The organism is Alicyclobacillus hesperidum subsp. aegles, from assembly GCF_027923525.1.
GTDB lineage: Bacteria > Bacillota > Bacilli > Alicyclobacillales > Alicyclobacillaceae > Alicyclobacillus > Alicyclobacillus aegles.
This window is the reverse complement of record NZ_BSBJ01000008.1, coordinates 78,312-103,272: the sequence shown is the minus strand read 5'-3', so window position 1 is coordinate 103,272 and position 24,961 is coordinate 78,312. Positions and strand designations below refer to the sequence as shown.

At 53.7% G+C, this 24,961-nt stretch carries 25 protein-coding genes; 17 read left to right on the top strand and 8 right to left on the bottom strand.

Going from position 1 to position 24,961, the window contains the following annotated elements:
- The first annotated feature begins 2 nt into the window (after positions 1–2).
- The 4 genes from cysC to aroA are packed head-to-tail and all read left to right on the top strand — an operon-like array spanning position 3 to position 3,438.
- A complete protein-coding gene (gene cysC, locus QMF38_RS06760) occupies positions 3–644 on the top strand; it encodes an adenylyl-sulfate kinase (RefSeq protein ID WP_281758991.1) in 642 nt (213 codons plus the stop codon).
- A 5-nt stretch (positions 645–649) separates the two neighbouring features.
- Complete coding sequence (locus tag QMF38_RS06755) at positions 650–1,570, top strand: sulfotransferase family protein (RefSeq protein ID WP_281758990.1); 921 nt, start codon at positions 650–652, stop codon at positions 1,568–1,570.
- 20 nt (positions 1,571–1,590) lie between these two features.
- On the top strand, positions 1,591–2,076 hold the full coding sequence (locus tag QMF38_RS06750) for a nitroreductase family protein (RefSeq protein ID WP_281758989.1): 486 nt from the start codon (positions 1,591–1,593) through the stop codon (positions 2,074–2,076).
- 15 nt (positions 2,077–2,091) lie between these two features.
- Positions 2,092–3,438, top strand: coding sequence for a 3-phosphoshikimate 1-carboxyvinyltransferase (gene aroA, locus QMF38_RS06745; protein ID WP_281758988.1), 1,347 nt, complete (start codon positions 2,092–2,094; stop codon positions 3,436–3,438).
- Here aroA and rnz read toward each other — a convergent pair.
- A complete protein-coding gene (gene rnz, locus QMF38_RS06740; protein WP_281758987.1) occupies positions 3,425–4,363 on the bottom strand; it encodes a ribonuclease Z in 939 nt (312 codons plus the stop codon). The genes aroA and rnz overlap by 14 nt on opposite strands.
- 30 nt (positions 4,364–4,393) lie before the next feature.
- Complete coding sequence (locus QMF38_RS06735) at positions 4,394–5,602, bottom strand: MFS transporter (RefSeq protein WP_281758986.1); 1,209 nt, start codon at positions 5,600–5,602, stop codon at positions 4,394–4,396.
- Between the two features lie 143 nt (positions 5,603–5,745).
- Between QMF38_RS06735 and QMF38_RS06730 the strand changes: the two genes are divergently transcribed.
- On the top strand, positions 5,746–6,192 hold the full coding sequence (locus tag QMF38_RS06730; protein ID WP_281758985.1) for a MarR family winged helix-turn-helix transcriptional regulator: 447 nt from the start codon (positions 5,746–5,748) through the stop codon (positions 6,190–6,192).
- 116 nt (positions 6,193–6,308) lie between these two features.
- Entirely contained in the window at positions 6,309–7,784 is a 1,476-nt protein-coding gene (locus QMF38_RS06725; RefSeq protein WP_281758984.1) for a potassium/proton antiporter, read from the top strand.
- A gap of 10 nt (positions 7,785–7,794) precedes the next feature.
- Here the strand turns inward: QMF38_RS06725 and pgaD are convergent, their stop codons facing one another.
- The 4 genes from pgaD to QMF38_RS06705 all read right to left on the bottom strand — a co-directional run bounded on the left by pgaD (position 7,795) and on the right by QMF38_RS06705 (position 11,325).
- Positions 7,795–8,220 carry a poly-beta-1,6-N-acetyl-D-glucosamine biosynthesis protein PgaD gene (pgaD, locus tag QMF38_RS06720; RefSeq protein ID WP_281758983.1) on the bottom strand — a complete coding sequence of 142 codons (426 nt, stop codon included), beginning with the start codon at positions 8,218–8,220 and terminating at the stop codon, positions 7,795–7,797.
- On the bottom strand, positions 8,217–9,446 hold the full coding sequence (gene pgaC / locus QMF38_RS06715; RefSeq protein WP_281758982.1) for a poly-beta-1,6-N-acetyl-D-glucosamine synthase: 1,230 nt from the start codon (positions 9,444–9,446) through the stop codon (positions 8,217–8,219). Before pgaC ends, pgaD begins: the two co-directional genes overlap by 4 nt.
- Positions 9,447–10,065: 619 nt before the next feature.
- A complete protein-coding gene (locus tag QMF38_RS06710) occupies positions 10,066–11,106 on the bottom strand; it encodes a hypothetical protein (RefSeq protein ID WP_281758981.1) in 1,041 nt (346 codons plus the stop codon).
- 81 nt (positions 11,107–11,187) lie between these two features.
- On the bottom strand, positions 11,188–11,325 hold the full coding sequence (locus tag QMF38_RS06705; protein ID WP_281758980.1) for a hypothetical protein: 138 nt from the start codon (positions 11,323–11,325) through the stop codon (positions 11,188–11,190).
- A gap of 178 nt (positions 11,326–11,503) precedes the next feature.
- On the opposite strand from QMF38_RS06705, the gene QMF38_RS06700 reads away from it, so the two are divergent.
- From QMF38_RS06700 to QMF38_RS06685, 4 genes are read left to right on the top strand one after another with little or no spacing between them, the layout of a single operon-like run.
- Positions 11,504–12,436 carry an ABC transporter ATP-binding protein gene (locus QMF38_RS06700; RefSeq protein ID WP_281758979.1) on the top strand — a complete coding sequence of 311 codons (933 nt, stop codon included), beginning with the start codon at positions 11,504–11,506 and terminating at the stop codon, positions 12,434–12,436.
- Positions 12,433–13,182 (top strand): ABC transporter permease, encoded by a 750-nt coding sequence (locus QMF38_RS06695; RefSeq protein WP_281758978.1) that lies wholly within the window; start codon positions 12,433–12,435, stop codon positions 13,180–13,182. The genes QMF38_RS06700 and QMF38_RS06695 overlap by 4 nt, the downstream gene beginning before the upstream one ends.
- Before the next feature lie 47 nt (positions 13,183–13,229).
- Positions 13,230–14,474, top strand: a complete 1,245-nt coding sequence (locus QMF38_RS06690) for a sensor histidine kinase (protein ID WP_281758977.1) — start codon at positions 13,230–13,232, stop codon at positions 14,472–14,474.
- Positions 14,471–15,073 carry a response regulator transcription factor gene (locus tag QMF38_RS06685; RefSeq protein ID WP_281758976.1) on the top strand — a complete coding sequence of 201 codons (603 nt, stop codon included), beginning with the start codon at positions 14,471–14,473 and terminating at the stop codon, positions 15,071–15,073. Before QMF38_RS06690 ends, QMF38_RS06685 begins: the two co-directional genes overlap by 4 nt.
- Before the next feature lie 8 nt (positions 15,074–15,081).
- Here QMF38_RS06685 and QMF38_RS06680 read toward each other — a convergent pair whose 3' ends face one another.
- Positions 15,082–16,533, bottom strand: a complete 1,452-nt coding sequence (locus QMF38_RS06680; protein WP_281758975.1) for an MFS transporter — start codon at positions 16,531–16,533, stop codon at positions 15,082–15,084.
- Between the two features lie 127 nt (positions 16,534–16,660).
- Between QMF38_RS06680 and QMF38_RS06675 the strand changes: the two genes are divergently transcribed.
- Complete coding sequence (locus QMF38_RS06675; protein WP_281758974.1) at positions 16,661–17,389, top strand: metallophosphoesterase family protein; 729 nt, start codon at positions 16,661–16,663, stop codon at positions 17,387–17,389.
- On the opposite strand, the gene QMF38_RS06670 is transcribed toward QMF38_RS06675, so the two are convergent.
- Positions 17,386–18,075 carry a hypothetical protein gene (locus QMF38_RS06670; RefSeq protein ID WP_281758973.1) on the bottom strand — a complete coding sequence of 230 codons (690 nt, stop codon included), beginning with the start codon at positions 18,073–18,075 and terminating at the stop codon, positions 17,386–17,388. The genes QMF38_RS06675 and QMF38_RS06670 overlap by 4 nt on opposite strands.
- A 430-nt stretch (positions 18,076–18,505) precedes the next feature.
- Here QMF38_RS06670 and coxB point away from each other — a divergent pair, with 430 nt between their 5' ends.
- The 6 genes from coxB to QMF38_RS06640 all read left to right on the top strand — a co-directional run bounded on the left by coxB (position 18,506) and on the right by QMF38_RS06640 (position 24,951).
- Complete coding sequence (gene coxB / locus QMF38_RS06665; RefSeq protein WP_281758972.1) at positions 18,506–19,348, top strand: cytochrome c oxidase subunit II; 843 nt, start codon at positions 18,506–18,508, stop codon at positions 19,346–19,348.
- Positions 19,349–19,433: 85 nt separating this feature from the next.
- On the top strand, positions 19,434–21,362 hold the full coding sequence (gene qoxB, locus QMF38_RS06660; RefSeq protein ID WP_281759006.1) for a cytochrome aa3 quinol oxidase subunit I: 1,929 nt from the start codon (positions 19,434–19,436) through the stop codon (positions 21,360–21,362).
- A gap of 2 nt (positions 21,363–21,364) precedes the next feature.
- Complete coding sequence (gene qoxC, locus QMF38_RS06655) at positions 21,365–22,000, top strand: cytochrome aa3 quinol oxidase subunit III (RefSeq protein WP_052012144.1); 636 nt, start codon at positions 21,365–21,367, stop codon at positions 21,998–22,000.
- A 2-nt stretch (positions 22,001–22,002) separates the two neighbouring features.
- Positions 22,003–22,323: a cytochrome aa3 quinol oxidase subunit IV gene (gene qoxD / locus QMF38_RS06650; RefSeq protein WP_006445383.1), complete on the top strand. Its 321-nt coding sequence runs from the start codon at positions 22,003–22,005 to the stop codon at positions 22,321–22,323.
- Between the two features lie 40 nt (positions 22,324–22,363).
- Positions 22,364–23,359, top strand: a complete 996-nt coding sequence (locus tag QMF38_RS06645) for a COX15/CtaA family protein (protein WP_281758971.1) — start codon at positions 22,364–22,366, stop codon at positions 23,357–23,359.
- Positions 23,360–23,577: 218 nt separating this feature from the next.
- Positions 23,578–24,951, top strand: a complete 1,374-nt coding sequence (locus tag QMF38_RS06640) for a D-alanyl-D-alanine carboxypeptidase family protein (protein ID WP_281758970.1) — start codon at positions 23,578–23,580, stop codon at positions 24,949–24,951.
- Positions 24,952–24,961 lie beyond the last annotated feature (10 nt).

Genomic DNA, 24,961 nt, shown 5'->3' with positions numbered 1-24,961 from the left:
ACATGAATTCAATCGTTTGGCAGCCGACGCCTGTGACAAAAGAAGATCGACGCCGCTTAAACGGCCACTCGAGTTGCGCCATTTGGCTTACAGGATTATCAGGCGCCGGCAAGTCGACCATTGCCTGCGAACTTGAACTCACGTTGCACCGCCGCGGCCTGCGCACATACTTGTTGGATGGCGACAATCTGCGCCACGGCATCAATGCGGACCTCGGTTTTAGCGAGGCGGATCGCAGTGAGAACATCCGCCGGGTGTCCGAGATCGCGAAATTGTTCGTCGATGCGGGCATGATTGTCATCGCGGGACTCATCTCGCCGACGCGAGAAGATCGCGAAAAGGCGCGCGGCCGATTCGGAGAACGCGAGTTTTACGAAGTCTATGTCGAATGTCCGATTGAAGTGTGTAAGCAGCGCGATCCCAAGGGGTTGTACAAGAAGGCCTTGGCAGGCGAGATTCGCAATTTTACCGGTATTGACGCGGTCTATGAACCGCCCGAGAATCCGGATATTGTGTTACATACGGATCGGATGGCCGTGTCCGATTGTGTTGCAGAGATCATTCGTCATTTGGAAGAACAAGGTGTGATACCGCAGGCAAGTGGCATTGGACAGGCCGCGACAACCGTTCGTGAGCGGAGGTGAAGAGGTTGGGAAGGCCGAATTTCTTTATTGTCGGGGCCGCAAAGTCAGGGACCAGTTCGTTGGATCGCTATTTGAGCCAACACCCCGAGGTGTTCATCCCGCCCAAAAAAGAAGCACATTACTTCTCGATCCCGGACTTTCCGCCTGCGTTCCGCGGACCCGGCGATGAAGGCATGAACTTATATACGATTCGCGATCGCGCCGAATACGATCTTTTGTTTGATGGAGTGCGTGACGAGAAGGCAGTCGGCGAGTCATCCGTATTCTATTTGTATTATCCCGGGACGGCCAAACGCATTTACGAGGCATACGAAGACGCGCGCATCATCATCATGCTGCGCAACCCGGTCGATCGCGCCTTTTCCGCATATATGCATCTGGTACGCGACGAAAGAGAGCGGCTGCCGTTTCGCGAATCCTTGGCGAAAGAGGACGAACGCATCGCGGGGGACTTCGAACCGTTATGGTATTATCGAGCCGTAGGCCTGTATGCTGAGCAGGTACAGCGTTATCTCGACGTATTTGGACCGGAGCGTGTGAAGGTTATCATTTTTGAAGAATTTTCGCGCAATCCGGTGGCCGCTGTCCGCGATGTCTGCACCTTTCTTGAAATTTCACCCGATTTCACACCAGATACCTCCATTCGCCACAACGAATCGGGAGTGCCCAAGTCGCGGGCGATTTACAACTTTATTTCGAAGCCACACGGGATTAAAGAGATTGTCAAACCGTTTTTACCTGCGAGTTTCCGCGAACGGATCGGCAATCAAATGAAGTCGATGGTGTTGGAACGGGTACAGATGGATCCGGACATTCGCGCCGAGTTGCAACGTTATTTTGCTTCGGACATCGCGGCTTTGGAAGACGTTCTTCAGCGCGACTTGTCGATTTGGCGCAAGCACAAGCAGCAGGCGAGTGGACAGTAAAGATTTTAGGGGGAGAAGCGATGGACGTGCTTGAAGCAATTCGCACACGGCGTCATATCAAGTTTTTTAAGCCAGAACCCATTGACGAAGCGCTATGGATGAGTTGGCTGGAGGAAGCGAAGCTTGCTCCGAACCACAAGATGACCGAGCCTTGGCAGGTGCTCGTTGTCGGGTCGGAAACGCGGGCACAGTTGAAGCATGGGCAAAACTTCGGCGATGCGCCGCTTGTTTTAGCCATTTTGGCGAAGCGCGGTCAAACGCAGGTCGAGCGCGATGAAAACCTGATGGCTGTCTCGTGTTTCATACAGAATTTTAGCCTGTTGGCGCAAAGTCATGGTGCGGGCATTCGCTGGACATCCATTGGTTGGACGGATGCGGCGCGCGAGACCCTTGGTGTCGGGGAGGATTACGAGGTCGCAAACATCATTGGTGTGGGCTATCCCCGAGAAGTGCCAGAGGCGAAGCCACGCGAGGCCATTGCCAATCGGATCAAGCGTCTTCCATAAGATTGGGGTGAGCGAATGTCATCGCAGGAGGCAGATTTGCACGCGAGATCGCCATGGGCTTTGCACGGTGTTCATGTAGCTGCCATAACACCTCCCGGACAGCCGGTTGTGGCAGATATCGTGGTCCCGGGCAGCAAGAGTGTGACCAATCGGGCATTGATTATCGCGGCGCTCGCAGAGGGTGTATCGCAGCTGTCAGGTGTGCTGCGAAGTGACGATGCGTACTGGTGCATTGAGGCGTTACGGCAGTTGGGCGTACGTGTTGATGTAGGACCAGAGGTGGTGCTCGTCGAAGGCACAGGCGGCTCTTGGCCAAACGTTGACACTGAGGTGTACACGGGTGCGGGAGGTACTGCTGCACGCTTTTTGACAAGTGCTCTAGCGGCTGGACATGGCTCGTGGGTCATTCGTGGCAGTCGCCGTATGAATGAGCGCCCGATGGGCGAATTGTTCCAGGCGCTTATATCGCTTGGCGCCTCCATCACGCCCTTGTCAGAGCGCCCGCATACACTTCCCATCCGCCTGACAGCCAACGGACTCGCAGGGGGCGCCGTTCGCATGTCCGGGGCAACATCGTCGCAGTTCATCAGCGGGATGCTCATTGCGGCGCCGTACGCACAATCTCCGTTAACTGTGGAGATTGTCGATCACATTGTGCAACACGCGTATGTTCATATCACGCTCGATATGATGCGCGAATTCGGCGCGCGCGTGCATGAGGCGCCAGGACTGACTGCCATAGAGGTCGAGGCATCACGCTATATTGGCAGGGAATATGCGATTGAAGCAGATGCGTCGACGGCATGTTACTTTTGGGCGGCCGCCGCGCTCACCGGTGGACAGGTACGCGTGCAAAACTTAAAGTATGACACGCGCCAACCGGACGTACATTTCGTCGATGTTCTAGCCCAGATGGGATGCGCTGTAGATACATCGGGTCAGGGAATCGCCGTACAGGGGCCGGAGCGCCTGCGTGGCGGTATGACCATCAGCATGAAGGAAATGTCGGATCAAACCTTGACGCTTGCGTTCATCGCCCCGTTTGCCGACGGTCCTATCTCGATCACGGACGTCGAACACATTCGTCATCATGAATCGGACCGGTTACATGTCATCGTCCAGACGCTGCGCAGCATTGGCATTGCGGTCGATGAGAGGGCAGACGGAGTGACAATTTACCCAGGTACCCCGCACGGCGCTCGCCTTTCTTCGTTTGATGATCATCGCGTGGCGATGGCGGCTTCACTGATTGGCTTACTCGTGCCCGGTATTGAAATTGAGGATCCTGGTTGCGTCTCAAAGACGTGTCCGACGTTTTTTGATAAGTTGAGAGAAATTGGTATCCATGTCACCTTGAGCTGACGCGCTCCACGGGCACGCTCAGATGGTCGTGTGCGAGTACGGTGTTGGGAAAGATGCGCCTGGCATCGGCGAGCAGTTGTTCTTCACCCATGCTATCGTAACGCGAGCTGACATGTGTCAGCACGAGCTTGCGCGCACCCGCTGCGCGCGCGATTTCGGCGGCTTCAGCCGCGGTCGAATGCTGATGGCGAGCTGCGAGATCGGTGTCGGCAGCGGTATACGTGGCTTCATGGACGATGATGTCGGCGTTCTGCGCCAGTGTCACCGCTTCGTCACAAGGCCGCGTGTCGCCCAAGATGGCGACGATACGCCCTGGTTCGGGCGGATCGATATAGTTTTTGGCGACGATGGTACGACCATTTGGCAGGGTGACGTCCTGTCCGGATTTAATCTCTTTGTATAGCGGGCCTGGCGGCAGGCCTGCTGCTTCCAACAAATCCTTTCGCAGAGCCCCTGGAAACGGCCTTTCTTGAATGCGGTAGCCATACGACGGGATGCCGTGGCGCAGAGGCCGCCAGGTTACCTCGTAGTCTCCATCCACGATCACAGATTGCAACTCATTGCCCAGTTCGGTTACGTCCAAAGCGTAGGAAAGATGCGCTCCGCTCGTGGCTATAGCGGTTTCGAGGAAAGTACGGAGGCCATGCGGTCCGAGGATAGATAGCGGACCGCTGCCCGCTTGAAAGGAACGGCTGCCGAGCATGCCCGGCAAGCCATAGATGTGGTCGCCATGCAAATGGGTGATGAAGATGCGATTGATTTTCGAGGGTCCAAACGGTGCCGTCAACATTTGTTGTTGCGTACCTTCGCCGCAGTCAAACAGCCAAACTCTGCTTGTCCCACGCGAAAGGCGCAGCGCGATGGAAGTCACGTTGCGCCTTGTCGACGGAAGGCCGGCACCTGTGCCGAGAAAATAGAGTTCCATGCGACCGCTCCTTTGCGCGTCAGCGCCACCTTAATGCGAACTCGCATTGACATGGCGTAGCACGTTTCTGCCCAGGAACAGTATACCCAACGCCACTAGCACGCCGATACAACCAACATAAAACGGCATGGCAGGGCCAACGGCATCACTGAGTTTGCCGGCCAACCAGGGTGCCACAGCGCCACCGACAAAACGCACGAAGCTGTACGCAGCGGACGCAGTTGGGCGTTCCACAGGCGCCGCCTGCATGACGGCTGTCGTAATTAAGGTGTTGTTTACACCAAGGAATGCACCTGCGACGATAATGCAAATCACTAATGTGATTTGTGAGTGGATACCTAGCCCCATGACCAGCAAATCCGCTGCAAACAATGCGAGAATCCCATACATGGTGCGCAAGACGCCAAATTTCTCAGCCAGTTTGGGCGCAATGAACACAGATGTGATGGCAAGTAACACGCCCCAGCCAAAGAACGTATAGCCAATGCCATGCGCGCTCATATGAAGTGGGTACGGCGCATAGCCGAGCAACGTGAAAAAGCCAAAATTATAAAAGAGTGCGGTGAGCCCAAGTGTGAGCAGACTGAGATGGCGCAACGCCTGAAAGGGAGCTAAAATAGACGCTCGATGCGCGGGCTTAGGTACGCCGCGAAGGAATAGAAGAACCGCAATAAATCCAATCGCCATCAAGGTTGCGACGCCGTAGAATGGATAGCGCCAGCTATGCGAACCAAGTGTGCCGCCAAGCAAGGGTCCTACCGACATGCCCAGCCCCAGCGCGGCTTCGTATAAAATGACAGCACTAGCCGCTGAGCCGCGTGCAGAGGATACAATCACGCTGAGCGCTGTCGCGATAAACATCGCGTTGCCGACACCCCAGCCACCGCGGAAACCGACAATTTGGCCGACACTTGCGGATCGCCCGGCAAAAAAGGAAAAGCCAGTGATGAACAAGAGGCCAATGAGCAGCGTGTACTTAGGGCCGATGCGCGTGCTGATGAAGCCGGTGAACACCATCATGCAACCGGTGACAAGCATGTAGCTGGTAAACAACAACTCGGTTTGGGCTTTGCTTGCATGCAGTTGTGCACTGATTGCCGGTAAAATCGGATCTACCAGGCCCAGCCCCATAAACGCGACGACGCAGGCGAAGGCTACGGCCCAAACCGGAGCTGGCTGACGCAGAATACTTGTTTCGGCTTCGGCAAATTCATCCGGAGCCTGAGATTGTGCAGACATCATACATTCCCCCTTGTGGATTGCTGGGTTGTGCTTGAGCACATAGCTCACTTGAATACCACAACTATTGTATTATACAACTGTCTTAAGATGATTGCATGGTCATGAATCGATATTCGGACGTTCGTTTGGAGGCGTAGCGCATGGACGTATTGCAGGAACTCGAGAGGGAAGTGGCCGTCTTCGCGAGGCGAGTCGAAGGGGCCAGACAGAGTTGGCAGCGCCATCAAGACCTTGATCGGTCCGCATACTTGATTCTATTGGCATTGGCCAACAATGGGCCAATGGCCGTTGGGCAACTTGCGAACGTATTCCAACTTGATATCTCTACCATTAGCAGGCAAATTGCGCCCATCGTCGGCGCCGGCTTTGTTGCCAAGGAGCGCGACGAGATCGACAAACGCTTGGTCAGGCTTACGATTACGCCAGAAGGTAGCGCGGCCCTCGAAGCCACGCGTGAATCGCGTCGCCAACTGTATGCCGAATTGTTGGCAGATTGGTCCGATGCGGACAAGGAGCAATTTCTTGCATTGCTCCAGCGATTTAACGACCGTTTGCGACAACGTCAGCAAGAGCAGGCGAATCGCTAGCCGGCATAAATGTGGGGGGCGGCGGTTGCGAACATGTTTTGGACGGCAATCCTGTAAACATGAAACGACGGCCTATAGATACGAGCCGTCGCAAGGTTCTTGCAGGAGGATCCCACATGAATACCGCTACGTTAATGGTTGCCGTCATTTTGCTTGCTGGTGTGCTGCTTGCTCGTGCCAATAGGCGACTTGGCTTTCCGGCTCTGATCAGTTTCGTCGCGGTTGGGGCAGCCATGGCGGCGTTGATGCCAAGTTTGCTCGAGAATGTGACGCCAACCGTCGCCAAGAACCTAAGTTATGTGGCTATGGCCATGATTCTGTTTGAAGGCGGCCTTCATACGTCCATGCGTCGCGTGCGCCGGGCACTAGCCCCGGCTCTATCCTTGGCAACGATTGGCGTGATCGTGGCTGCAGCCCTGATGACGCTTTGTGTTCACCTTATCTTAAAACTGCCGTGGTTGCCCTGTGCCATGCTCGGCGTGGCTGCTAGTTCCACCGATGCGGCGTCGGTATTCAGTGTCTTGGGGAACACATCGCTGCGCGGCCGGTTGGCAGACGTACTGGAAGTCGAATCCGGCACAAACGATCCTATGACATTTTTCCTGATGACCGTGCTTATTCAGTGGTCTCAGACAGGCATCCCACATCATAGCAGCGGCTTGTTAGCCGTGATCGATCTCTTCTTGCTGCAGATGGGTATGGGCATTCTGGTTGGCGTCATGGTTGGATGGGCTGGGCGCTTCCTGCTGACTCGTGTCGATCTCGATGCTGCCGGCTTGTATCCAACCTTATCGCTTGCCATTGCATTACTTTCGTTTGCACTAGCCCAAAGCTTTCATGGTAGCGGGTTTCTCGCGGTGTATACAACGGGTGTCGTGATCGCCAGTGGTCGTTTGGAGCAACGGTTTACCGTTGTTCGCTTTCACGAAGGACTAGCCTGGACCATGCACGTTCTCATGTTTGTCGTCCTCGGTTTCTTCCTTGTGCCTCGCGATTTCGTGAGTATCTCTGTACAGGGCGTTTTACTTGCTTTTGCCGCCATTAGCCTGGCACGGCCTGTCGCTGTCTGGTTAGCTACTTTCGGCATGGGATTTTCCGCAGAGGAAAAGTGGTTCTTGGCGTGGGCGGGATTGCGCGGGGCGGCCCCTATTGTCTTGATTCTATCGGCGGTGGAGGCTCAGGTTACAGGTTACATTGTGCTGATTGAAATCGTGTTTTTCATCGTGATCGCATCGACATTGATTCAAGGGCTTACGGTGCAGTGGCTGGCGGAGAAATTTGAACTCGTCGCCGAAACGCCGTCAGAAAGCATTTTCGATCTCATGTCGCTCACGCGCGAGACCGCGGTCGTCGTGCCTGTAGAAATTGGCATGGAATCCCAGTATGTGAATGTACGCCTGCAGGACATCCCGTTTCCGGATCACACATTGTGCTACGGCGTTGTGCGTGGCGCGAAGGCGATTGTGCCGCGTGGGCACACCCGCCTGCGCGTGGGAGATCATTTGCTGATACTGGCGGAAGCTTGTCAAATCGGGGAAATCAATCGACTGTTTGCGAGCGAACCCGTGGGCGACGCGGCCATGCTGCCCTAATCCTGTTTGTCTATCCGCCAGTCAACCATGAGGAGCGTTGCCATGCTTCGATTTCCAGCGGATGGATACCAAGCTTATCCGCAAGTTCTTGGGTTGTGACGTCGCGTGGGAACTTCCTGCGGTGCAAGCTTCCAAATCGCCGCTTGTTATATATGACCCAAGTACCAAACACCAACAGGGATGCGCAACCGACAATGCCTGCATCGCGTACGAAGATGAGAAAAGATGTGTATGAAAGGGCAGTGAACAAATAAAGCTTGGCATAACTTGCACCAAGGATCCAGAGGCAGAGTGACAGCACAAGTTGCAATAGCACACTGCAAACCCATAGCCACCCGGAGACCGTAAGCAACGTTTCCGCGAAGCGTCGAGATTTGGAGCGGTGCGGGCCGGAATAGATGACCATCTCGTTCCACTTCGATCTGACGTCGTTCATGAGGACATCCCCCTGTCCGGACTGTGCCAAGTTGCATATGTCGTTCGTCGCCGCAACATGCGCAATACGGCTCGCGGCGTCGCGATAACGACGACAAAGGCCCCGATTGCCCAATAAAGTGCAGGGTACCAGATAGCGTAGAAGTAGTAATACATAAAGCGCGGGGGTTCATATCGTCTTTCCAGGAAAAGCGCGACGACTGATTGACATAATGACATCAGGCCAAGCCAAGTGCCACCGGTTCGGATCATATTCCATGGAACGCTTCCATGTAGACCTTCCACGATGAGTAGCATCAACGAAACGAGCCACAAGTACGACCACACGATACTGACGGTTTCCTCGAGATAGATGGGGATAAGTCTTCTTTGCGTCCATCTTTTCCACACCGAGATATTGCGGATCAGGACTTCCACACCGCCTTGCGACCAACGCATCCGCTGTCGCCATAAGCCGCGCAGTTTCTCTGGTACCCACATCCAGCACAGAGCGCGAGGCTCATAGCGAATATCCCAGGCATGACGTTGTAGCTTCCAAGATATCGCGATGTCATCAGTGATCATGTCTTCATCCCAGAAGCCGCATTCCAGGATGGCTCGTTTGCGAAATGCCGCAAGCACGCCGGAAACGGTCATGAGCTTGCCCAATACACGTTGGGCGCGCTTAATGAGGCCGATGATACTACCATATTCCACCACTTGGATTTTGCCTAACAAGGTTGCTCGATTGCGGACCCGCGGGCTACCGGTCACCGCGCCAACGCGCTCGCCACCTGCATTGACGAAATGCGCGACCATATAATGCACAGCATCAGGGTGGATTACAGCATCGGCATCAAGGGTGACAGGGATTTCCCCACGGGATGCAAAAACACCAGCATTTAAAGCGTGTGCCTTGCCGCGGCGTACCGGGAGATTGACGATGCGAATCCGCTCGTCGCTATCCATGGCGGCACGTACGACGTCAAGCGTATTGTCTGTGCTCGCGTCATTAAGTACAAGCACTTCGTAATTCGGGTACGCTATTTCGCGAAGTGCGACTAATGTTTCTCCGAGCACAGCCCCTTCGTTGTAGCAGGGCACAAGTATTGAGACCATGGGTGTCCTTCGCAGTTCTGGCAATGCGTCAGCGGTACGATGCTCACGCCGCCAAAAAAATAGGATAGCACCCATCATCCAAACCACACTCATGACGAACGGGTAGAAAAAATCAAATGCAAACAACAAGTTCGGAGCCACCCCTATCTAGATGTGCAGCGGTTGCACTTTTGGCAATTTGGACATTGGCTTCGCGTGTAAGCTATGCACCTCGTTGCGCACGTGAAAAGGACAACAGCCAAGAGGTGTTGGATTTGGTTTGCATTCAAAATACAGCGGATGGAGGACAAGTGCATTCGCAATAGTTCCCGCGTACACCGTTTCTTGGTTCGGATGGACCATAAAAAAGGCTACCCCCAGTGTCTGAGCACTTTCGAGGCAGCCAGTTTGGTATGTGGCTACGCCAATCGGCAATATTGACCTTTAAAAAAACAGAGAGGCTTGGCTTTATCTTCACTGATAAATTGTTTAAGAATCATGTCGATCACGGTGCTTATTCCCAATACCCGCTGCTTTCATAATGGACTGCAGAAGTTCGGTGAACAGCCCCGTGGCGGCGGCAAACCGGATGTCATCGAGTTCGTCGCAGCAGTTGAAGAAGAGAGCCACCAGCGTTCTTAGGGCTTGTCCCGAGCCGCTGCCGTCAGCATGGTGTACCGTGTGAAAACAATGGTTGTCTCAGCAACTTCAGTCTACCAGAAAATGAGGACTTTTTGTTGTCGCCATTCAGGCTCGTCACGGTAAGCGGCTATTTGATTATTTGCTGGGGCGTTGGGTCCACCCATGTCGGAAATTTGTTGTTGGATGGATACCAGTATGTCCGATTGCCTGATGGCAATTGCTCGTGATGCAACGTGTATCCTGATAAGCTCTTTAACAGCGTCATTGGACCTTGGATATTTTGAATCAATTGTTTGTCTAAGACTTGTTCGGATGCAGGTGCATAAGGCAACATGCTCATCGATACATAAGGAGCCCATTTGTTCACATCGTTTGCCACATTCTGAGGTGGAATGATGGGTCCCACTGAACTCAAGTATTTCACAGCATAAATCTCTTTAAGCATCGCCTGGGAAAACACATAAACTGTTTCATGCAGGTGAATGGTTGGCAGAACGGTATCAGCATGGAGCGGCATCCCCCATGCCTCGACAAACACCGAAAATGGATTCGGACTTTGTACAATGAATGCTTTACCGTATCCCGTATATGGCGTCTGCTCGCTTTTTGCATAGGGATTCATTCCCGTGGTGTCGATGAAACTCCCAGTCAACTTATCGGATGAAACGCCTATCCAACTAATACCTCTTGTTCCATGGCCGAATATCCCTGTAACATCCCATTGTTCCGTTGTATAGTTTTTAATTGCACTGATATTACCAGATGTAATCACATCAATTTGTTGGCTTGCGTCATGTGGATTTACCCAAGCATATCCACTGGAATCTCCCTGACCGACTTTTTGCTTAACCCATTCAGATGGAACCTTGAAGCTTATAGATGGGGTTGATTGTCCATTTGTGAGCGAAACGGTGACTGAAACCATCGAAGTGACAGTATTTGTGGAGTTGGTTGTTGCGGTATTAATTGACGGTGCTGATGTATTTGCGGTTGCGTTGTTTTCTCCAGCGGTTCTGTTTGCGACCGTGTTATTGGATGGTGCTACGTCTTTTGTGCTGTTTGTTGCATTCGATCCTGGACTAACGTCTCCGTTTGTACTACAGCCTGCTACAGTCCCCATGATGGTCAATGCCACACCCGCTGTTGCCCATTTCTTGTATTGTTTCATTTCTAAGTTCTCCTCAAAGCTTAGTCTCGGCCGGCCGCGCGTGGCCGAATCGAGGTGATTTAGTGTTTGACTTTCTTGTTTCTAAGGATGTTGTTCGCCACAGGCCTGTTCATCCTGCTTAAATCCAGGCAGATCCTCCGCCATTTCCAGCAGTGCCTCGTCATTGTCATCTTCGTCAAAGTGGGGCCGTACGTCTTCATGTTGCCTGCGGATATGCATAACCATCTGCCTCCCTTATTCATCTCTAAGTGTTTAGCATTATACATCTTCCACCAGGTCACCGTCACGATATGACAGATGTCATTGCAAATGAATGACAAACTCCACTGCAGACGGCAGTCGCACAATCTGTACAATAGAGTTAACTTTGGTTCACTTGAGTGGAGGAGATTGATGCGTGGCAACAGCCATTTCGTTTGAACACGTGATCAAGCGATACCGCGACATTTACGCGGTGAATGATGTAACGTGCGAGATCGAAGCCGGTTCTATTGTCGCCTTGCTGGGGCCAAACGGCGCTGGCAAAACGACGGCGATTTCGATGATGCTGGGCTTGACAAAACCCACCTCGGGGCAGGTGCGGGCATTTGGGGAGGATCCGATGCGTCGAGCCGCTCGCCGACATTACGGCGTCATGTTGCAGCAGGTTGGCTTACCACAGAAAGTGCGAGTTGGCGAACTTATTGACTGGTTTCGTAGCTTTTATGACGAACCGATTGCGAAAGACACCCTTCTAGACATGGCGGATTTGCGCGATCTCGCTCGCAAGGAAGCCGTCAAACTGAGTGGTGGCCAACAGCGACGATTACAGTTCGCCATGGCCATGGCAGGCAATCCACGCATTCTATTCCTCGACGAGCCCACAACTGGTATGGACATCGCATCGCGGCGCGGATTTTGGGATTATCTTCGCAACTTCGCGAAGGAACGGGATCGGACGATCATTCTTACGACTCACCACTTGGATGAGGCAGAAACGATAGCTGATCGCGTTTTGGTCATGCAAAAGGGACGCGTGATTGCCGACGGGTCTGTCGACGCACTCAAACGTCAAGCGGGCAATCGGTATGTAAGCTTTTGGGCAGGCGGGTCCGTGAGCGAAGACACCATCGCAGCCTTGCCGAACGTGAACGAGGTGCGCTGGAGCGGGCGGCACGTGCGCATTACAACCGACTCGCCAGACGATGTATTGCGTGCAGTGATTCGCGCCGATTTGGACGTATCTGGGTTCGAGGTGTCGCAAGGACAGCTCGAGGATGCGTTTGTATCCCTGACGGCCAGGGATGGCGGGGAGGATGAAACGGTAGCTGACAGGAGGCGAGGGCGGTGAAGGCATGGCTGCTTCAGTGTAAGTTTGAGGTTTTGCGCAATTTGCGCAATCGAAGATTTTTCTTCGTCAGTATCTTGCTCCCGGTAGGCTTTTACTTTCTCTATGTGCATCTGATTGGCAAGTCGATCGTGATCGATGGGGTGGCGTGGCCCAAATATTATATGATCTCGATGGCGACCTTTGGCGTCGTCGGCACAGGGCTAAACGGCCTGTCGTCACGCGTTGCCTACGAACGAACACAAGGTTGGGTCAAGTTGATGCAAACGACCCCACAACGCGCCAGTAACTACATCACGACGAAGATCGCGGCCAATCTCCTGCTCAATATCTTGGAAGTCGCCATTCTGTTTGTGGCCGGAGCCGCATTTGAGCATGTGACCATGAGTCTTGCTGCATGGATATTGGTGGCGATCACGACGATTCTAGGCGGGCTGGTCTTTATTGCGCTTGGCATTCTGGTCGGCCACTTGGCAGGGAGTGATGCGTCACAAATCGTGGCATCCATTCTATACTTCCTCATGTCTATCACCGGTGGACTCTGGATGCCAGTTTCGACGATGCCACCTGTCATGCGGCATATCGCCAATTTCATGCCGACGTATCACCTTGCGCATATTGCGTGGAGTGTGATGGGGAACAAAGGTGTTTCGATCACGGACGTTTCGGTGTTATTTCTATATCTCGTTGTCTTTACGGGATTGGCTGTGTATCTTGCCAATCGCCGCAGTGACGTGCGGGTGGCATAGACGATTTGGCAATAGGGCAAAGGGGTCAGGGAAAGGAGTATATCGTTTTGCGACAAGGCCGGATAACATTGCAACTTGCGGGCGGAATTACTCGCGTTTTGAGGAACGGCAAAAATCTCATGCTGCTTTTTTTCCTCGCACAACTCCTGTATCCGGCGTCGTATCTCATCGGTTTGCCCGTTCTTAGCCTCGGCCTTGGTCTGTTTCTCATGCTCATCTTTGGCATTGCTTATGCCTGCACGTTCCGCGCCGAGGGAAGGCCTCGAGTCCGCCTTATTGGCTGTTTTATCATGGTTGCACTGCTATGGACCATGATGGCGACTTTTAGCCTCAATTTTATATATCTCGCTTATTACCCGGTTGCCGGGCTAGCCACATTTCCGTTGCGGAAAAGTCTATTGCTCTACGCTGCTTGCCTGACGGGTACAATCGCGCTCATTGCGCTCGACATGTCGCTCGGCCAACCTCTTCCCGCTCATTTCGCCTATGCCCTTGCGGGTCTTGTGTTTAGCACGTCGACGATGATCTTTATGCTCCGTTGGCATCATCAAGTGCGTGCGATGAACGAGCAGTTGGCCGTCGCACACGAGGAAATTGCGAGGCTTTCAAAACAAGCTGAACGAGCCAGAATTAGCCGCGATTTGCACGACGTCATGGGGCATCAATTGTCTCTCATTTCGCTTAAGGCGCAGGTCGCGGCACGAGTGCTTCGCAAAACGGGAGATGTGGATCGTGTTCTTATGGAAATCGAACTGATTGAACGATCCGCACGCGAGTCACTGGGCAAAGTGCGAGATTACGTGGCGAACATGCGCCAGCCCGACTTCTTCGAAGAGTGGCAGAGCGCTCGCACGCTTTTGGATGCGGCAGGCATCGCGGTTACGATGGAAGGTGCTCATGGCATCAAGGCCGACGCAGAGGTATGGCAGGCGTTCGCGATGTGCTTGCGAGAGGCGGTGACCAACGTCGTGCGCCACAGCCAGGCTTCACGATGTGCCATTCTCCTGCGGCAAACTGGTGGAGATGTCTGGATGGCGATCGCGGACGATGGCCGCGGACTCGTCCAATATAGGGATTTGCGACAAGACGAACTGGGCACGGCGTGCAACGGGATCGCAGGTATCAAGGCAAGAGTGGAAAGGCTTGCGGGTACGTGTCATGTCTTCAGCCAAACCGCTGGGCCTATTCAGCCATTTCCGTCGACGTGGCCGGGCTTTCAGGTCGGGTGCTGCGTCGTTGTCAGTGCCCCAACTTCCGAACAGACGCCACACGAAAGAAAGGTGATGTTGTGATTCGTATTTTGCTCGCCGAGGATCAAATGTTGGTTTGTGATGCCCTGGCCACATTGCTCGACTTTGAAGACGATATGACCGTGGTCGCACGTGCATCCGACGGTGTCGCCGCCGTTTGCGAGGCGAAACGTGCACAACCGGACATTGCCTTATTGGATGTAGAAATGCCTCATCAGAGTGGGTTGGATGCCGCCGAGGAAATCTTGCAGTCTGTGCCTGGTTGCAAGGTCATTTTGCTCACGACATTCGCTCGCCCTGGCTATATGCAGCGGGCGATTCAGGCTGGCGCACATGGTTATTTGTTAAAGGACGGGGAGGTGGAGCAACTGGCGGCAGCTATCCGCGCCGTCATGCGCGGAGAGCGAATTTTCCACCCCGCATTGATGATGGCCGCCATTGCTTCCGAAAACCCGTTGTCCATGCGTGAGCGCGACGTGCTGCGGGGCGTCAAGAATGGATTGACGACGAAGGAACTTGCACGCGACTTATCTCTATCTGAGGGCACTGTGCGCAACTATTTGTCTGAGGCCATTTCCAAAATGAACTGTACATCGCGGCAAGATGCCGTTCGTCGAGCAGAGAGCATGGGCTGGTTGTGATGCTCGGTTTAGGACTTCTCCTCTGGCCTTGGGCCGCGTACCAGCGATGCGATGATGCCAAGCAAAGTCGCTAGCAGCAAGGCGCCCAAAGACATGCGAAAGCCACCCGTAAGTAACGGAAGATCATGTACAGGTAGGTCTGCTCCGTTTCCCTGGTAAATGGCACTTTGCAGTGTCGGAGGCAATTTGGCCGCGACAAGTGTGAGTGACAAGGCTGTACTCATGACCTGCCCCATGTTTTGCAACATGGAACGCAGTCCATTGGCACTTCCCCGATACGCCGGATCGACCGTTGACATAATGGATGATGTGTTGGGTGTCATGAACAGTGCACTCCCGGCGCCAACGAAAAACATGCCCACTCCCTGCCAGAGATATGGACTTGTAGCTGCAGAATAGGGTATCAGCAACAGCACACCAACGCCTGATATGCCTAACCCAACACTGGAGAGTAAGCGCGCGTCAAAACGGCCGGCGAGCCAACCCGCCACCGGCGAGAGAAGGATCATGCCGATGGTTACCGGCAACACGGCGATACCTGCAAGAAATGGATTGCTTTGGTGTACGGTCTGCTCGAACAGCCCAAATAACAGCACGACGGCCGAGCGGGCGAAGGCATTCATAAAGGTTGCAGCATACGCGGCCGCATACCTGCGTTGTCCGAACAGCCGCAACTGCATAACCGGAGATGAATGGTGCCACTCGTAAGCGAGGAAAATTGGGGTCAACAAGATAAACGCCGCAAAACTCACGAGTACAGGTGTACTCGACCAACCAAGCGTTGCCCCTTCCGAGAGCCCGAAAATCAGTCCACTTAAGGCCACAAACAACAACACATTGCCCCACCAATCGAGGCGCTCCCCTGTCCCCGAGGTGGGCAGTGAACGCAGAGTGATGGCGGCCCAGATCACGCCGAGAATGCCGATTGGGACATTGAACCAAAAGACCCACTGCCACCCGAGCGTCGCCGCAAAGAAGCCGCCGACGACGGGCCCGAGCAATTGAGCGACAGATGCAACGAGCACATTGATGCCCAGACCTTTCGCCAACGAACCTTCGGGAAACGCATCTGTAATGAGTGGTGTCGTGTTGGTAATGACAATGGCACCGCCTGCTGCCTGAATGGCCCGAAGTATCAAGAGTGTCCAAATGTTAGGGGACAGGCCAATTAACAAGCTCACTATGGTAAATAGAGACAGGCCGATGATGTAGAGCTTACGCCTACCGAAGAGGTCCGCAATACGACCGAAGATCAGAATAAAGACGGTGTTAAACAACATGTACGAAAGTAAAATCCAATTTGCCGTTGTCGCTGTTGCACGAAAATGTTTCACAATGACAGGCAGAGCCACATTCAGCGAACCTACATTTAACAAGGTTAACAGTACGCCCAGACTTGTCACGGAGAGTACCATCCAGCCGTAGTTCTCCGATTTCTGTTGCGTTGCGGTCACGGCCACGTAGAACACCCCTAGGCTTTGTATTTCGACATTAGAAATATAGCACAGGCGAAGCGCTTTGCAGATTTGACCCTCCTGGGCGGTACAATAGAAAGTGTATCCAAATTGGAATAAAGGGGTAGTTTTCGTGCGGGTTGCGTTTTTTTCAGACGTGCATGGCAACGAATTGGCGTTGGATGCTGTTTTACATGACATCCGTGAGATGGGATGTGACAAGGTGTATATGCTAGGGGACATCTGTTTCCGTGGATATGCACCGAAAGCTTGTCTGGACAAAGTGATGGATGTTGCGGACGTTGTGATCCGCGGCAACGCGGACGAGTGGATAGTGCGCGGTGTGCAAGAGGGCGAGGTACCCCCGGAACGGTTGGATGTGATGAACGGGGAGCGGGCGTTTGCCTTGCATCAGCTTACGACCGAGGATGTGCGGCAACTCAACGATTTGCCCACAACGTGCGAAAGCCTTGACCCCAACCTCGATTCCACTTGGCTCGCGTTTCATGCAACACCTGACGATACGTTTGCCATCGTCCCGGAAGGGGCCTCGGACAGCGTGATCGAGCAGTCTATCATCGGGGGTTATCCGCACAAGCTGTTTTTCTATGGCCATATTCACATTCCGTATGTTCGTCGAATGGGCGACAGAACCATCGTCAACATCGGCAGTGTCGGCATGCCTTTTGACGGCATCGCACAAGCCTCTTATGCCATTGTCGACAACAGCCGTTTCGATACGCAAATCCATCTGCGCCGCATCCCGTACGATGTAGAGGCCGCCTGCAAACGGTACGATGAAGTGGGCTATCCACTGGCGACGGCGATGGCGAACGTGCTACGTACGGCCCGTCCGCTTTAACCTTGCGTGAGCAGAGCGGCCGCCTGTTCGATCGCGCTGATTACAGCAGCCACTTGCGCTTGGTAGGTGGTCCGGTCCCAACTGTTATAGGACGGATGAGGCACGTCTTCGATGATATGCCATGCGGGATCGGACAAGCCCGTTAAGCGAAGGAATTTCTGGGCAAAGCGACCGCATGGAATCAATGTGATGGCCTCTCCCGCGTAGGTTTGCAGCTTCGTGCGCAGGGTGTCGACCAGCCAGTTTTGGATGTCTTGTTGGCGTGGATTAGGGAATGACGGCCGCTGGTTTTGTGTGCGTACGACGTTCATGTCCTCGAGCCAGTCGGAAAACTGCCGTCGTGTGTCCGGATCGTACGCCTGTGCCTGCAGCGGGATGTTGCAGACGTTGATAAGGCCGATCCGGCTAAGCCGCGGACGACCTGCATGGGTCTCGGCGTTCTTCTTGACCATGCGACCAAGTGGTATACGGGCGTATTCGGGGCCGAAAATATGCTTGCTCATCGTCGCCCCGGAAGCGCCCGCGACAGGTGCCCCAAACTTGAGTTCCTGAATATGGGGAGACTCAAGGATGAAGAGGCACGTAGACGTTTCTAACACGATGTCAGGGACTTGATACTTGGGAGACAAGAGTGCGACGACATCTGCGAACGACACGATAGAATTGGCCAACGATTTGGACGCCATCTGCAAACCCGCCTTACGAAAGGAATGGATGATATAGAATTACATGATTCACACTGGTCGAATTGATTGTAACATGGTTTAAATTGGCTGCCTACAAGCAATACTAGTGCCGAAGTGGACCATGCTCATTGGCGTGCAACGAACCATGGGTTTCATGACGATGCTCAACTGACACTGGTGGCAGGCCGTTGACCGGGTGACCAATGAACCTTTTTCAAAATCGTCATATTGTGTGCGTGGGCAAGGCGCGAAATCTGTCGGGACTTTGGTATTATCGAATGTGGCACGCTGGACCAAGCCGCTGAGGCCAAGCAGACAACGATTACGCGTAGTACCCAGGCTTAATTCTTGGTTTCGTTGTCGATCGGCGTCTGCTTGCAGGGGGCACCGTTCTACATATCTCAGAGACAGAAAGGAGACGTAAGCGACGATGAAGCCATCTGGGCGTCGAGTTCGCAGCCTGTTTTTCATTGTTGGGCTATCCATGCTCGCTCTGGCAGGCTGTGACGACCCGAAGTACATGCCCGTGCTCAGTCCGCAGGGGCCGGTTGCAAGAAGTGAGTACTACCTGATTCTCTACTCCTTCATTGTGATGTTGCTTGTCGTCCTGGGCGTGTTTGTGATCTACTTCTACGTGATCACGAAATACCGCGCTCGCCCTGAAAACAAAGACTACGTTCCACCTGAAATCGAAGGCAACACGAAATGGGAGACCATTTGGACAGTCATCCCTATTATCATCGTCATTGCCCTTGCCATTCCGACGGTGGCTGTCACGTACAAGCTCGTCAAGCCGCCAAAGGTTGAAGCTGCAACGACGGCTGCTGTGGGTAAGTCGCTGACCATTGATGTCATCTCGGAACAGTGGAAATGGGTGTTTAAGTATCCGGGGCAAAACATTGAAACGGTCAACTACGTCAACATTCCTGCTGGTGTTCCGGTCAATTTCGAATTGACGGCAAGTGGCCCTATCAATGCGTTCTGGGTACCGGCACTCGGTGGTATGGAATACGCCATGCCGGGGATGAACCTCAAATTGTGGCTGGAGGCGGACCACCCTGGGACCTACCAAGGCCGCAGTGGCCAGTATTCAGGCCGTGGTTTCGCTCACATGACGTTTAATGTAAACGCGCTGTCGCCTGCGGACTTCGCCAACTGGGTGCAGACGACACAGCGTACGGCACCTAAGTTGACGCAACAGGCACAAGACCAGATCCAAAAACCTGGTCTACTGAACAAGCCGTTGACGTTCTCGTCGACGGAGCCACAGTAATGAAGTCGGTCTGTTAGATTCGGATCAAGCACTAAGGGAGGATGCGAGCGTGAACGGTTTTGCAAATTGGGCCGTACATTTTTTCATGCTCGATGAAGGTCCGCTGATTTGGCTGTCCGACTTTTTAATTGGATGTGCCACAATCGGTATTATCGTCGCCCTTACCTACTTCAAATTGTGGAAGTGGCTTTGGGACAATTGGTTGACGACGGTGGACCATAAAAAAATCGGGATTATGTATCTGATTGCCGCCGTGTTAATGCTTTTCCGCGGCGGTACCGACGGTCTGTTGATGCGCGCACAGCTTTCATGGCCGAACCTGCATTTTCTGAATGCAGATCACTATGACCAAATCTTCACCACGCACGGCACCATCATGATTCTGTTCATGGCGATGCCGGCGATTATCGGTTTCTTCAACGTTGCGGTACCGTTGCAAATTGGTTGTCGCGACGTTGCGTTCCCGTATCTGAACGCCATTTCATTCTGGCTGTTCTTTGCTGCGGCGCTGTTGTTCAACCTATCGTTTGTCGTCGGTGGTTCGCCAGACGGCGGCTGGACCAGTTATCCGCCATATGTGGAAAACGCCTTTGATCCAGGACCGGGTGAAAACTACTTCCTCGTTGCCCTGCAGATCACGGGTATCGGTACCATTGCGACAGGTGTGAACTTCTTGCTCACCATCCTGCGCATGCGCGCACCGGGCATGACCATGATGCGCCTGCCGATGTTTACATGGTCGGTGTTCATTACGTCTATTATCATTGTCTTCGCCTTCCCGGTGTTGACGGTCGCCCTTGCACTGTTGCTGATTGACCGCGACTTCGGGTCACACTTCTTTACAGTAACAGGCGGCGGCATGCCGATGCAGTACATTAACCTATTCTGGATCTGGGGCCACCCAGAGGTGTACATCGTCATTTTGCCGGCGTTCGGTATCCTTTCGGAAGTGGTCAGCACGTTCTCGCATAAGCGTCTGTTTGGCTATTCAGCGATGGTCGTTTCCATGATCGCAATCGCCATCTTGAGCTTCGTCGTTTGGGTGCACCACTTCTTCACGATGGGTGCAGGGCCTGGCGTCAACTCATTCTTCGGTGTTTCCACCATGGCGATCGCCATACCGACAGGCGTGAAAGTATTCAACTGGCTGTTCACGATGCATAAAGGACGCATTGAATTTAAGACGGCGATGCTTTGGGCGGTCGGATTTATTCCGAACTTCTTGATCGGTGGTTTGACGGGTGTCATGCTCGCCGTGCCACCAGCGGACTACCAGTATCACAACTCTTATTTCTTGATTGCGCACTTCCACTACACATTGATTGGTGGTACCGTGTTTGGCGTCTTTGCAGGCCTCTATTACTGGTGGCCAAAGATGTTTGGCGTGTTACTGGATGAGAAGCTTGGACGTTGGCATTTCTGGACGTTCATGATTGGCTTCAACATTTGTTTCTTCCCACAGTTCTTCCTCGGGTTCATGGGCATGCAACGCCGCATGTACACGTATCCCGCAGGCTATGGCTGGGGTATCATCAACTTGATTTCGACCGTCGGTGCAGTACTCATGGGCGTTGGTTTCCTCATCTTCGTGTGGAACGTGCTTTGGAGTGCGCGTTTCGGTCAGCGCGATACGACTGGCGATCCATGGGATGGCCGCTCGCTTGAGTGGGCGACGACGTCGCCGGCGCCGGAGTACAACTTCGCCATCATTCCGACCATCAAGGGTCGCGACGCTTGGTGGTTGATGAAGAAGACTGGCGAGTCCATCAATGGACCCAAGGGCGTTCCGTTCCGGCCTATTCATATGCCAAACAACTCTGGGCGTCCGATTATCATGAGCCTTTTCTTCTTCATTGCTGGCGCCGGATTCATTTTCCAGTGGTGGATTCTCGCGATCATTGGTTTGCTCGGCGTCTTGGTCACCATGGCCCAGCGCTCCTTTGAATACCATGACCACCACTACATCCCGGTCGAAGAAATTGAGAAGACCGAGGCTGCGGCAGGGAGGTTGTGAAGATGTCGAATGCACATACGGCCGTCCACGGGGATCACCACCCCGTGGATCCGTCCATCCCAGTCGAGTATCACGAGGAAGAAAACAGTCTGCGTATTGCGGGATTCTGGGTCTTCCTCGGTTCCGACTTGGTTTTGTTCTCGTGTCTGTTCGCGACCTATGTGGTCATGCACGGCCGTGTTGCCGGCGGTCCCACGTCGCAGCAACTATTTGACGTTACGGGCTTTACCATTGAAACGATTGCGCTGTTGTTCTCTTCCTTTACCTGCGGCCTTGCTACCTATGAGATGCGCCGCGGCAATCGCAACGCGATGGTCACTTGGCTTTTCATTACGGTTGCCCTTGGCCTCGTGTTCTTAGGCTTTGAAATTGACGAGTTTGTGCACAACGTCTCAATCGGTGCAACCATGCAACGTAGCGGCTTCTTGTCCGCGTTCTTCACGTTGGTCGGTACACACGGATGTCACGTGACAATGGGTACGTTGTGGATGCTTAGCGTCATCATTCAATTGATCCGCTACGGCATTACGCCGATCACGGCGCGCAAAGCGTTTATCGTCAGTATTTATTGGCACTTCCTCGACGCTGTCTGGATTTTCATCTTCACCGTCGTATATTTGACTGGGAAGGTGGTATAAGCGTGGAAACCAAAGAACACAAGTTTCACCAAGAGACCGGTTTTCCTTGGAAGCACGTTATCGGGTTGCTTTTGTCACTCGTTTTGACCGCCATCGCCTTCTGGCTCGCTTTAGCGACGCATCAGCCGCCGGCGGTCGTCATTACCATTATCGTCGTGTTGGGTTTCGGTCAATTGCTGGTTCAGTTGTATATGTTTATGCACTTTACAGAAAGTGACGATCGCGCCTGGCAGGTGCCGACCATCTACTTCGCGTTATTTATCGCGTTTACTGTCGTCGGCGGATCCATTTGGATTATGTCATTCCGTTCCATCGTTTCGTAGGTGAAGGGTTTGCGCTTCTAAGCTGAGGGGAGGTGAGGAGATGGTGAAAAGCCGCGGTTTTGGCGTGTTCGTCTTCGTCGTTTGCATTCTTGCGTCCGTTCAGAACTTCGTCGTGAACTCGATCGGATTCCTGGATGCGTACACGGGATCGGCATTTGGCTGCGGGCACCAGTGGTTTGAGTGCAATGGCCGCTGGATTCCCGTCATTCAATCGCTTCAGACATTCATTGAGTTTTCGCACCGTGTCGGTGTCCCGATTCTCACCATATTGCTGTTGGTGGCGGCGGTCAGCTCCATCATGCGGTATCGTCGGTGGCGGGAAATTTCGCTATTTGTCGGCTTAAGCATCTTTTTCGTCCTCCTCGAAGCGGTCTTAGGAGGGCTTGCCGTCGTCTACAATGAGCCTGCATCGGTTATTGCGACACACTTCGGCGTCTCCTTGCTCGCGTTTGCAAGCACCGCCTTGTTGACCATTTACGTCCGTCGTGCTGAGCGGGTGTATGGTACGTACCTTGCCAGTGGTGAGCGCAAACCGCTGCGCGATGCGGCGCCATCGCGTGGCTTTCAGTGGTTCGCGTGGCTCGGTTTACCGCTCATCTATTTGGCGATGTACGTCGGTGCGTATATTTCCAGCAGTGGTGCGGGAGACGCGTTCCGTGGGTTCCCATTTCCCGATGAGTCGGGGATCGATAATTTCCACCATGCTCGTCTGCTTGATTGGACGCACCGCTCCATTGCGATGATCTTGGTCATCTGGATGGTCGCGCTTGTCGCGCGCACATATCGGACGAGGCGCGACCGGCCCGATTTATATCGCGGTGCTTGGTTCGCCATGATTTTTGTGGTCTTGCAGGCGTTTAGTGGCGTTTATCTTGTGCTCTCACACGTGAGCATCCAAGCGTTTATGTTGCATGTGTCGATTGTCACAGGGCTATTCGTATCACTTTGTTACGTTGCTATCCAAAGCCTCCCTCCGTTTGTGCCTGTTCACAAAGGAGAAGCATATCCAGTAGGAGAGCGAAGCCCGGCACATTAAAGGGTAAACGCAAAAAGGGCCGTTCGGTGCGAATCGCGCATCGGATGGCTCTTTTTGCGTGGGGAGAGGGATCGCCCCTTATCAGAAATCGCATGATGGAGTGTTTCTCCTCTAGTCAACCGAGGGTTCGACATTCTATGATAGAAGAATAGGCTAAATCGACCTGCGTCGACAGCGCGTCGGCGTCATGCACGAAGATATGGAGGTGTCTGGCCGCAATGCCAGCAAATCGTCGCGCCGCGCGTGTCGCCGTGATCGGATGTCTGATTCCTGTTTTGACAAGCTTGTGTATTCCCAGTTGGGCTCACGCCGCCACTCAAAATGAGCCGGTGCACACGCATTCGCTCATACCTGCCCAGGTTGTCCTCAATCAACGTCCGGGTAGTGTCCCATACATAGATGGCGTTGACAACGCAAAATGGCCTTCGATTGTCTCGCAAAGTGCAGTCGTCATGGACATGGATACTGGCACGGTGGTGTATGGTAAAAATCCGCTTGCACTTCATTACCCCGCAAGTATTACAAAGATCATGACGGCGTTGCTGGCACTCAAGTTGGGCCATCTCACTGACGTTTTGACGGCGAGTCAGAATGCCGTCAATCAACCTCCGGACAAGCTGTATCTTGAAGTTGGGGAGCAGGAGGAACTTGGGCCGCTGCTCACCGCCATGATGCTTGATTCTGCAAACGATGTGGCGGTGGAAATTGCCGAACACTACGGCGGCTCGGTCGCACGTTTTGCGCAAATGATGAACGCCGAAGCCAAGGCGCTTGGCGCAGATCATACACATTTCGTCAATCCAAACGGCTTGCCCAATCCGGACCATACGACGACCGCTTATGACATGGCCGTCATCACCCGGGCCGCGATGCAGGAACCGGAGTTCCGTAAAATTGTCGATACCAAATACGACAATTGGCAGGGCGAGGCCTGGCACGCCCGGCTCGTCAACCTCAATCGAATGCTTTTCACATATCCAGGGGCTATTGGTGTAAAAACGGGATTTACCAGCGTGGCGCACGAGACGTTGGTCGTTGCAGCTCGCCGCGGGACCACCACATTTCTTGCCGTGCTGATGGATTGTCCGACAGATGCGCAAATTCGTGCGGACGCTACGGCGCTTTTGAATTACGCTTTTGCGCATTATGAAACCCAGACGGTTTCGCCCGCTGACAAGGTTGTAGGTTCTGTCATGGGGAAAGCCGGTGCTGATCCGGTTGTCACGGCTCTGCCCGTTCTTGGCACTGTTCCTCTCGGGGCACCCATGCAAGTGGCAAGCAAACCAGTGTATGCGGCACCGCAGACGCCCATGGCCGCGAGTGGGCGAATCGGGGAACTACGGTTGCTTTCGTCGTCAGGCCAGCAAATTGGCGAAGTACCCTTGGTTCTGGAGAAGCCGTATCAATCTGTGCCACAACCCGTCGTCTGGCCGCGCAACGCTGGTATCGCGGCAGGCATCCTTGTGGTGTTGTCAATTCTTCTCTACTGGCGTCGAAAAGTCGTTCGCCGCCGTCGTGCGCGAGCCGCATTGATCGCAAAGGCGCAACCCTGGAGGGTGGGATGGGAGTTGGCGAAGCGCGAACGGCGCTAGTCAACTCGTG